The sequence below is a fragment of the Desulfonema magnum genome, from assembly GCF_017377395.1.
Classification (GTDB): Bacteria; Desulfobacterota; Desulfobacteria; order Desulfobacterales; family 4be13; genus Desulfonema_C; species Desulfonema_C magnum.
This window is the reverse complement of record NZ_CP061800.1, coordinates 6,923,287-6,935,567: the sequence shown is the minus strand read 5'-3', so window position 1 is coordinate 6,935,567 and position 12,281 is coordinate 6,923,287. Positions and strand designations below refer to the sequence as shown.

The 12,281-nt window shown below is 45.2% G+C and carries 10 protein-coding genes; 5 read left to right on the top strand and 5 right to left on the bottom strand.

The genetic code is table 11. From position 1 onward, the window contains the following. Nucleotides 1–10 precede the first annotated feature (10 nt). The 3 genes from dnm_RS31410 to dnm_RS26520 form a co-directional block, all read right to left on the bottom strand. A complete protein-coding gene (locus dnm_RS31410; RefSeq protein ID WP_207679899.1) occupies nucleotides 11–340 on the bottom strand; it encodes an AccI family restriction endonuclease in 330 nt (109 codons plus the stop codon). 174 nt (nucleotides 341–514) lie between these two features. Continuing rightward, entirely contained in the window at nucleotides 515–1,588 is a 1,074-nt protein-coding gene (locus dnm_RS26525) for a type IV pilus twitching motility protein PilT (RefSeq protein WP_207679898.1), read from the bottom strand. Between the two features lie 207 nt (nucleotides 1,589–1,795). Continuing rightward, nucleotides 1,796–2,095 (bottom strand): YggT family protein, encoded by a 300-nt coding sequence (locus dnm_RS26520; protein ID WP_207679897.1) that lies wholly within the window; start codon nucleotides 2,093–2,095, stop codon nucleotides 1,796–1,798. 280 nt (nucleotides 2,096–2,375) lie between these two features. Between dnm_RS26520 and proC the strand changes: the two genes are divergently transcribed. Next, complete coding sequence (proC, locus tag dnm_RS26515; RefSeq protein WP_207679896.1) at nucleotides 2,376–3,227, top strand: pyrroline-5-carboxylate reductase; 852 nt, start codon at nucleotides 2,376–2,378, stop codon at nucleotides 3,225–3,227. A gap of 29 nt (nucleotides 3,228–3,256) precedes the next feature. Continuing rightward, a complete protein-coding gene (locus tag dnm_RS26510; protein ID WP_207679895.1) occupies nucleotides 3,257–3,451 on the top strand; it encodes a hypothetical protein in 195 nt (64 codons plus the stop codon). 870 nt (nucleotides 3,452–4,321) lie between these two features. Here the strand turns inward: dnm_RS26510 and acnA are convergent. Together acnA and dnm_RS26500 are read right to left on the bottom strand one after the other, a co-directional pair. Next, on the bottom strand, nucleotides 4,322–7,069 hold the full coding sequence (gene acnA / locus dnm_RS26505) for an aconitate hydratase AcnA (protein WP_207679894.1): 2,748 nt from the start codon (nucleotides 7,067–7,069) through the stop codon (nucleotides 4,322–4,324). A gap of 501 nt (nucleotides 7,070–7,570) precedes the next feature. Beyond that, nucleotides 7,571–8,392, bottom strand: coding sequence for a BRO-N domain-containing protein (locus dnm_RS26500; RefSeq protein ID WP_207679893.1), 822 nt, complete (start codon nucleotides 8,390–8,392; stop codon nucleotides 7,571–7,573). 781 nt (nucleotides 8,393–9,173) lie between these two features. Here dnm_RS26500 and dnm_RS26495 point away from each other — a divergent pair. From dnm_RS26495 to dnm_RS26485, 3 genes are all read left to right on the top strand, one after another. Next, entirely contained in the window at nucleotides 9,174–10,310 is a 1,137-nt protein-coding gene (locus tag dnm_RS26495; RefSeq protein WP_246556101.1) for an iron ABC transporter substrate-binding protein, read from the top strand. Nucleotides 10,311–10,444: 134 nt separating this feature from the next. Further along, nucleotides 10,445–11,515: a FecCD family ABC transporter permease gene (locus dnm_RS26490; RefSeq protein WP_207679892.1), complete on the top strand. Its 1,071-nt coding sequence runs from the start codon at nucleotides 10,445–10,447 to the stop codon at nucleotides 11,513–11,515. Then, complete coding sequence (locus tag dnm_RS26485) at nucleotides 11,512–12,267, top strand: ABC transporter ATP-binding protein (protein ID WP_207679891.1); 756 nt, start codon at nucleotides 11,512–11,514, stop codon at nucleotides 12,265–12,267. Before dnm_RS26490 ends, dnm_RS26485 begins: the two co-directional genes overlap by 4 nt. Nucleotides 12,268–12,281 lie beyond the last annotated feature (14 nt).

The window sequence follows — 12,281 nt, the reverse complement described above, 5'->3', positions numbered from 1 at the left end:
GAGTTCCAAATCAAAATCTTCTTTTTTTAAAAACTAATAAATCAGGTCTTTTACCAATTGTATCCAGTTCATCTTGGAATTCATTATAAAATTGATTAAACCCCTCTTCTCCAGCTATTAAATCATCGGATTTACCATACCTGACAGCAATATAATTATGAGATGCTTCATTAATTGCTCTGAAAATTAAATCTTCTGCCCAGTCTCCCTGTTCTTTGTTTGTTATGAAATTAGAGGACGCTTGTGTCGGTGGTGAAGTCCGGTCTCTTGGCTGTGAAAAATCAACGACAGATGTGGGAATTGATTTAGTTAATTTTCTTATTTCATTAAAATATGACATTATATTTTTTTATATATAACAATAAGATAAACGATGACGGGAGATTTGTCGAATATTTTCAACTGAGTTCAGGTCCCCGCCATCCTGATTGATTTGTCCGGCATTTTTGCGTATATCAGCAGGGGGAGCTTTTATTTGCTCATTATAAATTAAATAAAAACTGACAACTGCCAGCTAATCAAGAACATCCGGCGCTTCTTTCAAATAGGGGACAAATCTGGCTTTTTCAATGGATTTCTGATAAGCCTCTTCCGGGTAAAGCCAGCCTTTGTCCAGCATCTCCTGAATGTGATCATCCAACAACTGCATTCCGTATTTTTTACCGGTCTGTATGGCGGAGCCAATCTGATAGGTCTTGTTTTCACGGATCAGGTTGCGCACTGCCGCAGTGGCGATCAGAATTTCCTGGGCGCAACAACGACCTTTGGGTTTCTTTTTAAACAGGTTCTGAGCCACCACTGCACGAATACCATCTGCCAACGTGGAACGAATCTGATCCTGTTCGCTGGACGGAAACACCTCGATAATACGGTCCACGGTTTTGGCGGCACTGCTGGTATGGAGGGTTCCGAAGACAAGGTGGCCCGTGGACGCGGCTTCAACAGCCAGAGCAATGGTTTCCAGGTCCCGCATTTCTCCCACCAGAATAATATCCGGGTCCTGTCGAAGCGCACCTTTCAGGGCCGCTCCGAAAGACTTGGTATGGGAGCCTATTTCCCGATGATTGACAATACAGCCCTGGCTTTTGTGTACAAATTCCACAGGGTCTTCAACAGTAAGAATGTGGTCCTTACGATTTTTATTCGCCAGATCAAGAATCGCTGCCATGGTGGTGGATTTTCCGCTCCCTGTGGGGCCGGTGACCAGCACAAGCCCCCGGGGAAGCATGGCCAGTTTTCGCAACACAGGAGGAAGTCCCAGTTGGTCCGCGGTCAGGATATCACTGGGAATTTCCCTGAAAACCGCGGCACATCCCCATTTCTGCATAAAAAAATTTGCCCGATATCTGGCAAGTCCCGGGATTTCATAGCCAAAGTCAACATCCCCGGTTTCTTCAAATACTTTTACTTTATCTTCCGGGGCAATTTCATAAAGCATGGCTTTTAACTCGTCATTTTCCAGAACCTTGTACTTGACCCGCTCCAGGTCTCCTCTCAGCCTGAGTGCGGGAGGCTGGCCCGATATGAGATGGAGATCCGAAGCTCCCTGCTCGTTCATCAATTTGAAAAAAGCGTCTATCTTTGCCATTATATGCCCTCTGTTTTGAAACTTGAAATTTGAAACTCGAAACTTGAAACTGGCTATCGTTATCATCTGAAATTATAAATTTGAATTTCAGACCATCACATTAGAGAATTCGAAATAAATAACATACCCGATACAAAATCGGGTATTTTATTTTTGGGGGAAATCCCTTATACTTTGCCCACAATTCTCAATTTTCAATTTTCAATTCTACATAAAGGTTGCAGCCAGACTGTAAAGACTGCCGACCAAAAAATTATTCAAAAAAGCAATGCCTACAAGCACAATAATCGGTGAAAAATCAATGCCGCTGAAAACAACCGGAATTGTTCTGCGTATGTGAGCCAAAAGAGGGTCCGTGACATTATGGACAAAACGGACAACCGGATTGTAAATATCCGGATTTACCCATGACAATATCGCATTGGCGATAATCAGCAGCATATATATATTTAGTACCATTTCAAGAACAACTGCAATTGCTTTAATAAAATGACCAATGATAAACATCTGAAAACCTTTTATTGCTTGATTTTTTTATAATAAAAAATTAGTTGGATTATATATCAGAATCAAAGATTAGCACAGATTTCGAAGATTGAAAAAATCTGTGCAATCCCTTCATCTGTCTGATCTGTGGTTCTGATGGTTTTACCTTGTTCTTTGAAAGGTTCAAAGCCGAAACTCATTATTTTAACCTTATATTTATTCTTGATTTTTTAGAATAAGTCAAGTTATTTCAACGTAAAATTTAACAGATTTCATACATGAAAACTATCAAGGAGAACAAATGGCAGAATTAAATAAAAAAATAGGTTTTATCGGCTCCGGAAACATGGGGGAAGCGTTTGTGGGTGCCCTCATTCAATCCGGGATATTTTCTCCTTCAACGATATATGTAAGTGATATCAGTGAAGAGCGTCTTAATATGATGCGCGGGACTTACGGCATTCATACCATGAATAATAATGTCAGGCTTTTTTCGGAGTGTGATATTGTTGTGCTTGCAATCAAGCCTCAGCAGATGAACCAGATACTTTCCCAAATTTCAGGCCAGGAGGGCTACGGCATATCAGATCGAAAACTTGTGATTTCCATTGCAGCGGGAATACCCATCAGAAAAATAGAGGCTTTGCTTTATTCTCCCCTTGATGACGGTTCCAGACAAAAATTGCCGATAATCCGGGTCATGCCCAATACCCCTGCTCTGGTATTATCCGGCATGTCCGGAATGAGCGCGAATGCTTATGTCACAGCCGATGAAGTGACGATGACCAAAACAATTCTGGAGGCGATGGGAAAGGTTGTTGAATTTAAAGAAGAAGAATTGGATGCGGTAACGGGGCTTTCCGGTTCCGGGCCGGCATATGTATTTTATCTGGCTGAATCCATGACACAGGCCGGTATCAATGTGGGGCTTGATCCGAATGACGCAGCCGTTCTGACACTGGCAACTTTGGAAGGGGCTGTTCAGCTCATGAAAGCGCGGGATGAATCTCCTGAAGAACTGCGTCGGAAAGTCACCTCTCCCGGAGGGACTACGGAGGCGGCGCTGAAGGTCATGGAAGAGAACAAGGTCAGGCAAAATATTATTGATGCCATTGCTGCGGCAACCCGACGTTCAAAGGAACTCAGTCAGTAAAAAAGGGCTGCACAAAAGGAAGTTACCATGTGGTTACTCCGCCAAAAGACGAGTTGCAGCTTCTCAAATTTTCCGGTCTGAATGCGGACGTGCAATATAACGAGGAGATTCCTTCTTTGACAAGCGATGCCAAAGAGCGAATATTAAACCTGATATTGAGGCATGTCAAAACCCAATGCTCAGATCGTTTTAAAACGATAACCACTGATTATAACGGATTTTAGAGGAGGGCCGAATAAGCCCTGTAAGGGCGGCATGTTTGTAGCAGCAGATTTGCAGGCCCCCCGCCAAGCCCCGCGGGGGCGGCATATTTGCAACATGATTTGCTACAAATATGCCGCACACCTGCTGGGCCTTCCCGCCCTCCCCTAAATCCGTTATAATGGGTGTGTCCCACCTTTTACACATCCGAAAAAATCAGCCACAAAAACACAAAGGAATCACAAAGAGACTTCGTGAGACTTCGTGCCTTTGTGGCGAAAAAAACGGATATGTCCCCGCCTCTTATCCGAAAAAATCAGACACAAAAACACAAAGGAACCACAGAGAGACTTCGTGAAACTTCGTGCCTTCGTGCCTTTGTGGCGAAAAAAACGGATATGTCCCCGCCTCTTATCCGAAAAAATCAGCCACAAAGAAACCACAAACAGACTTCGTGAGACTTCGTGCCTTCGTGCCTTTGTGGCGAAAAAAACGGATATGTCCCCGCCTCTTATCCGAAAAAATCAGCCACAAAGAAACCACAAACAGACTTCGTGAGACTTCGTGCCTTCGTGCCTTTGTGGCAAAAAAAACGGATATGTCCCCGCCTCTTATCCGAGAAAATCAGCCACAAAGAAACCACAAACAGACTTCGTGAGACTTCGTGCCTTCGTGCCTTTGTGGCGAAAAAAACGGATATGTCCCCGCCTCTTACACATAAAACCTGTCCTTGTGTAAAAGGTGGGACATACCCTTTTCGCCCCCGGCCATGAAAATGTCAGCAGACAAAAACCCGGCTTTTCAAAATATATTTTCATAGTAAAAGGACCGCATCCTCTTCTTATAATCCTTTTCTTATACAAAATCCCTGTAGCGAAAAGAAAGCACCAGGCTTATTGTTCTTTCAAAATTTTCCTCATCACATAGGGCAGAATGCCCCCATTTTCAAAATACGCCACCTCAATCTCCGTGTTCAGCCTGACAACCACCTCAAAACTCACCTCGGTTCCGTCCTTTCGTACTGCTTTTGCCTGCAAGACCTTTCTCGGTTTCATTTCTGAGATTCCCCTGACAGAGAATGTCTCCGAACCGTCCAGTCCGAGGCTTTCCCATCCCTGCCCCTGTCTGAACGTCAGCGGCAGCACACCCATGCCCACAAGATTGCTTCGGTGAATTCTCTCGTAGGACTCAGCAATGACGGCCTGTATCCCCAGAAGGGTTGTTCCTTTTGCAGCCCAGTCCCTTGAAGAGCCGGTTCCGTATTCCTTGCCGCCCAGCACCACCAACGGCGTGCCTTCGTCTTTGTATTTCATTGCGGCATCATAGATAAACATCTCGCTGTCCTCGGGAAACTTCCTTGTGAAACTCCCTTCTTTTCCCTTTACAAGCTGATTTTTTATCCTGATATTTCCGAAGGTCCCCCGCATCATGACTTCATGATTTCCTCTTCTGGAACCATAGGAATTGAAATCCTCAGACGAGACATTTTTTCCAATAAGGTATTGGCCCGCGGGATATTCCTCCGGGATGGCACCCGCAGGAGAGATATGGTCAGTTGTCACTGAATTGCCAAGCAAAAGCATTGCTCTTGCGTTGACAATATCAGAACGCGGATTCAATTCGAGATTGAAATTTTCAAAATACGGCGGATTTTTGATATAGGTTGATGCCTCATCCCAATTGTATGTCGTGCTTTCCGCAACAGGGAGTTCCTTCCAGAATGTATCTCCGTCAAAAATTTTTTCGTATTCTGCTTTAAAAAATTCCTGTTTCACATGTGCTTTTACAAGCGGTGCGATCTCATCAGACCCGGGCCAGATATCCTTGAGATAAATCGCTTCATTGTTCGGGCTATACCCCATGGGAGTCGTTGTGAGATCAACATCAATTCTTCCTGCAATGGCGAACGCCACCACCAGCATGGGGGATGCCAGAAAATTTCCTTTGATGGCCTGATGGATTCTGGCCTCGAAATTTCTGTTCCCCGAAAGAACCGAGGCAACAAAAAGATCATTCTCAGAAATTGCCCGTTCTATCTCCGGGTGCAGGGGGCCGCTGTTGCCAATACAAGTGCCGCAGCCGAATCCTGCAAGATGAAATCCGAGGGCCTCAAAATACGGCATCAGTCCCGCGTCTTCAAGATAATCCACGACCACTTTGGAACCTGGCGCAAGTGATGTTTTCACATAAGACGGGACCTTCAGCCCTTTCTCGACTGCTTTTTTTGCCAACAATCCTGCCCCGAGCAAAACAAAAGGATTGGAGGTGTTTGTACATGAGGTGATTGCGGCAATGACGATGCTCCCGTCTCCTATTTTTGTTGTTCCTCCCAGGTTCACCTCATACATTCTTTTATCCCCGGGCACGCAGGTTTCGTCCCGGGATGTCATGGTTCCTGATTCGTCATGAAAAGTGGAGATATTTTCCAGGTCCGCATCTCTTTCATGTTTGCATCCGAGCAGAATTTCATGAAAATTTTTCTCCATGTCTTTCAAAGCGATTCTGTCCTGGGGTCTGGCCGGACCGGCCAGGGACGGACCGACCGTTGAAAGATCAAGTTCGAGTACCCGGGTATATTCCGGGTCGTTTTCTCCGGTGTAAAAAAGTCCCAGGGCTTTTGTGCAGGCTTCGGCAATTTCCGCGCGGTCTTCCCGATAGGTCATTTTCATATATTCTATGGTTTTTTCATCCACAGGAAAAAACCCCATGGTCGCGCCGTATTCGGGGGACATATTGGCGATGGTGGCCCTGTCAGGAATGGTCAGATTTTTCATTCCCGGGCCAAAATATTCCACAAATTTTTCCACGACATTTTCTTTTCGAAGCATCTCCGTGACCGTCAGCACAAGATCACTGGCCGTAACGCCTTGTTTCAGTTCTCCGACCATTTTGAAACCGATCACTTGGGGAATTGACATATAATATGGCTGCCCCAGCATCACCGCTTCAGCCTCAATTCCGCCCACGCCCCAGCCCATGACCCCGATGCCGTTGATCATGGTTGTGTGGGAATCCGTACCCACCACGGTATCCGGGTAAGCCATGAGGTTTCCGTTGAGTTCCTCGGTAATGATTATCCGCCCCAGATATTCCAGGTTTACTTGGTGACATATCCCTGAATTTGGCGGAACAACTCTGAAATTATCAAAACTTTTCTGGGCCCATTTCAAAAGTCCGTATCGTTCCTGGTTGCGTTCATATTCCTTTTTTACATTTTTGGTCAGCGCATTTTTGGTGCCGTAATAATCCACCTGCACAGAATGATCCACAATCAGTTCCACCGGAATCAGCGGATTAATTTTTTTTGGATCGCCGCCAAGGGTTTTTACAGCATCCCGCATGGCCGCAAGATCAACAACTGCGGGCACGCCGGTAAAATCCTGCATCAGCACCCGCGCGGGGTGATACGGTATTTCCACAGGCGCGTCATATTGCTTTTTCCAACCCGCGATATTCAGCAGGTCTTCCTCTGTGACAACACGGCCATCCAGTTTTCTCAAAAGATTTTCAACAAGAATTTTGACTGAAAAAGGCAGCCTTTTTATATCAGCCATTCCCTTTTCTTCAATCTTGTTGATATCTGAAATATTATATTCCTGACCCTTAATGTTGATTTGTTTTATAAATTCATTCTGTTCCATAGTTTTCCTCCCTTTTTTGATCAGTTCCGGCCGTCGGCAAAAACACGCTTTTAAATGAGATATACTTAGCAGATCGAAAATCCCTTGGGTCCCTTTACAAAAGGAACGAGAGCGTCCGGACAGTTGGCATCTCCCCTTTTTTCCGAGAAAAGAGCCGGGGAGATTTTCAGTGAAATATTCCGAATTTTTCGATCTGCTGGTACTGAATTCGGTGGTGTTCTGAATATATATACGCTCCGATATTTAATTTATTGATTCAAAATGGTTATAAAGTTTGTATCCAGTGTTCAGAACACTTCCCCCTCGTTCTCAAACTCCGGTTTGAGAACGCACTTGTCCGCAAAGCTCCGGCTTTGCGTGTCCTGAAAACAGGGGCTTTTGTGATGGGAATATAACGCACTTGTCCGCAAAGCTCCGGCTTTGCGTGTCCTGAAAACAGGGGCTTTTGTGACGGGAACATATTTCAGAAAGATGCTTTCTCTTCTGATTCGTATTTCCGGTTCAGTTCATCAATGATCCGGTCAGCTTTTTCCTGATCCCATACCCCGAGGTATTTCTGTCGTTTTTTCCCCCGATCTTTTTCGTCAGATTGAAGATGTCCTCTCCTTTTTTGTTTTTGCCCCGTGTCTTGAGATTCCATCCTTTGTAATTTTTCGGAACACAGGAGCCTGATCCGGATTCTGTGTTCCTGTGGGACTTTTCCGCTGTTTCGGAAACGGATCCGGACGGCTCTTTTTTGTGTAACCCTTCCGGTGTTCCGGAAACACGCTGTTTTAGTTCTGCAATGTCGAATCCGAAACGCCCGGCCAGATCAATGCCCGTGTCTTTGCGTATGGATTCAATAGCCTTCAGCACCGCCTCGCTTTTGTCAAATCCGAGTTCCGTGAGCAGTTTTTTTCGTTTCCGGAACATTTTTTCCACTGCTGCATCGTCTTCTGCCATGTGACTCAGAGATTTAATTTTTGGGGATTGCACACTGTCCGCTAAAGAATAAAAACCGGTTTTTCGGATTGACGGTAACACTTCATGTGTCACCCATCGCCGGAACGGTTTTGCTTCTGGCTTGTTTGAACGAATCAGCAGGGTATAAAACCCGGGTTCGTAAAGTGTAAGCATTTTCTGAATACCGCCCGGGGTGTAGATTTTGGCTACCCCCTTTTCGTCATCATCGAGTCCTGCAAGAGCGTCGCGATGATTCTGAACAGTCAGAATTTCGCAGACATCCTTTGCAACGAACTGAAGCGGCTCACTGACCCGCTTCAGTTGCGTAGTTGCGTAGGTTGGGTTGAGGAACGAAACCCAACACCAATGATCATCGCTCATGTTGACGGACCACGGAAATGTTGGGTTTCGTTCCTCAACCCAACCTACAATAAAAAAAATTGCTTCCATCAAAATTTTATCAAAAGATTAGCGGAAGATTACTCAATTCATTCATCGTTATCTTTCCTCCTTATCTATTAAATTTTATAACGGATATTATGCTTTTGAAAATGGATTGTCAATAGGTTGAATTATATTTTATTGACATATATTATTGCTCTTAAAATTGACTGTGTAATAGAGATTTTCAGAAATAAAAAATCAATGGAACAAAGGCTCTGAGTTCTTTTTCGGTTCAACTGATTTCCGAGGCGGAATATTTTGAGAGAGAGCGTTTCGCTTATTTTCCATCTTCAAAATTTAAACTTGACAATTATTATTTTCTATTTTAAAAGAAATGTTTCATTATGTGATACGAAATCACATGCATTAAAAAAAATAGCTTTAACACTATCAGCAGATCGAAAAGTTTCCGGGCTGTATGCGGGACGGCAAAGAAACCCGGCTTTTTTCCCGGACGAAGTGTCTCCCCGGCCGGAAAAAGCCGGGTTTCTCCCCCGTCCGTCGTGTCCGCCCCGCGACAGCCTGAAAACTTTTCGAGCTACTGACAAATAAATAATCAAAAAGCCACGAAGGCTGTGGACGGAAAAAAAATTCCGCGAATGCTTTCGTGGCTTTTTTTATTGCCACATGAGACGGCTGAGGTTTTTTATTAAAAACATTTATAAAAACAGTTAGTTAAAATGTAAAAGCGCATTGTAAAAAACAGAGGATGTGCAAAATGAGGAAGATTATTACAAGAATATTACTGTCTGTTCCGGCAATTGTTCTCATATTTTATATGGCAGGCAATAGCAGCCTGGCATCGGACAGGGATTCTCAGACCATCACCGTCACAGACGGAGCAGGGCGTAAGGTCACAGTGCCAAAATGTCCTGAGCATGTGATTTGTTCAGGCCCGGGATGTCTGAGATTTCTCACTTATCTGAAATTACAGAATAAGATTGTCGCGGCAGATGACATGGAAAAGCGGGAGTCAGATTTGAAAACAAGACCTTACGCCATTGCAAACCCGCAATTCAAAGATTACCCGATTTTCGGAGAATTTCGAGGAAATGACAATCCCGAACTGATTGTCAGTCTGAATCCCATGCCGCAGGTGATCTTTAAGACTTTTGCGAACTCGGGGCATGACCCGGTTGAGCTTCAAAACAAGACCGGTATTCCGGTGATTGTTCTGAATCACGGAGACTTTTCCAATTACCGGGAAGATATGTACCAGTCCCTCAGAATAATCGCTAAGGTGATGTGCAAAGAAACCCGGGCGGAGAACGTCATTTCCTTTTTTAACCGGATCATTCAGGATTTGGATAAAAGGACAGCAGATATTGACAATGCAGACAGAAAATCCTGTTATGTGGGCGGTATCGGATTCAAAGGCCCCCTGGGTCTCCGCTCCACAGAACCGACATATCCGCCATTTATGCTTACCCATTCAGGAAATGTCGCTTATGATTCTGGAAAACGTCTGTCCGAACTTTCCCATGCAAACGTGGCAAAAGAAAAAATTATCAAATGGGACCCGGACATCCTTTTTGTTGATCTCGCGTCGCTGATTTCAGCCCCGGAAGCAAGCGCGGTGAATGAACTGAAACATGATCCCGCGTATCAGCAACTGACGGCTGTGAAATCAGGACAAGTTTATGGTGTTCTTCCTTACAACTGGTATGCTCAGAATTTTGGTTCAATCCTGGCTGACGCCTATTATGTGGGAACCATTCTCTATCCGGAAAGGTTCAGGGATATCAGTCCCGGGGATAAGGCAGATGAAATTTACACATTTTTGCTGGGAACGCCTGTGTTTGATGAGATGAACAAAACTTTCCAGGGAAAGGTTTTTACCAGACTTTCCCTTTAAGGCATTTCTTCAGTTCGTAGTTCTTCAGTTCGTAGTTCCGCGTTTAGGCGGTGTGACACCGCCTAAACGCGGAACTACGAACTGAAAGTTTGGCACTCCGGAGCAAAATTTTTCAGAGAGGAAAATTTAAGAATATGCATCTTACCTGTGTTGAATTTCCGACAGAGTATAAACGTTACATCAGCAGAAAGGTTTCATTGATTATCAGCGGAGTTGTTCTCCTCGCGATTCTTTTTATTTTATCCATTTCCCTGGGAGCGGTTCACATTCCTCCGGCCGAAGTGATACAGACCCTCATGGGGAACAGCCTGTCAAAGCAGTGGGATATTATTATCTGGAACATCCGGCTGCCCCAGTCGCTCACAGCGATTGTCGCGGGAATTGGACTGGCCGTTGCCGGAGCAGTGATGCAGTCTGTTCTTAGGAATCCCCTGGGCGCGCCGTTTACCCTGGGCATCACTCATGCCGCAGCCTTCGGCGCTGCATTGTCCGTGATGATTATGGGAACCGGCGTCATGCAAAGCAGCAGTGCAAGTGCTGTGAAAATCATTCATCCTTATTTTACCACATTTATGGCATTTATGTTCAGTCTCATTGCCACGGGCATTATTATCGGTGTTTCAAGAATCCGGGGATCATCCCCCGAAGTGATGGTTCTCACAGGCGTAGGACTGGGTTCGCTTTTTACCTCCGCCACTGTGTTTATCCAGTATTTTGCAGATGACATAGAACTGGCGGCAATGGTTTTCTGGACATTCGGAGATGTGGCAAGGGCCAGTTGGAATGAACTCGGACTGATGACCGCGGTTCTGGTATTATCCGTTGTGTATTTTATGTTTAACCAGTGGAATTACAATGCCATAAACGCGGGAGATGAGACGGCCAAAGGACTGGGGGTGAATGTGGACCGAGTGCGGATGCTGGGCATGTTCTGCGCTTCTCTGCTTACGTCAATGATTGTTGCATTTCTCGGTATTATCGGATTTGTCGGCCTTGTGTGTCCGCATATGGTGCGGCGTCTCATCGGTGATGATCAGCGTTTTCTGATACCCGGAACCTGCGTGGCCGGCGGGATTCTCCTGCTTGCCTCGGATACTGCGGCCCGCTTAATGATATCGCCGCATACGCTCCCGGTTGCTGTTCTCACTTCGTTTATGGGAGCGCCTGTTTTTATTTATCTGATTGTCAGGGGGTACAGACGATGATGCTTGAGGTGAACGGCGTTGCATTTAATTACCGCAGCAAAAACGTTCTGAATGATATCAGTTTTGAAGTGAACTGCAATGAACTCGTCACCATTATGGGCCCCAACGGTGTTGGAAAAACCACACTTCTGAAATGTATGAACGCCATCTTCAAGCCCGGAGCCGGTTCGATTCTTATTGAAAATGAGGACATTCTGAAACTGGGGCGAACAGAGATCGCCAAACGGCTGGGCTATGTGGCGCAACGAAGCGACTCCAACCGGATGACCGCGTTTGATGCTATTTTGCTGGGCAGAAAACCCCATGTCAGATTTAATATCTCTGAACATGATTTGCGAATCGTAAACGCCGCGATCAGGAAACTCGGTTTGGAGTCTCTCGCACTCAGATATATCAATGAGATGAGCGGGGGAGAGCTTCAGAAGATATGTATTGCCAGGGCATTGGTGCAGGAACCGAGGCTTCTCCTGCTTGATGAGCCTACCAGCAGCCTTGATTTGAAAAATCAGATTGAAATTCTTAAAATCATCAGGGAAGTTGTGGAAGAACATCAGGTCTCGGCCGTGATGACCATGCATAATCTCAACATGGCTCTGCGTTATTCAGATAAATTTATTTTCCTTAAAGACGGCCTCATATTTGCTGCGGGGGACCGCGATGATATTACGCCTGAAATCATTGAAGCGGTTTACGGAGTAACCGTGGGAATAGAGCATTATCAGGGCTATCCTGTTGTTGTCCCGATAAATTAGAATTTCACAGGGCC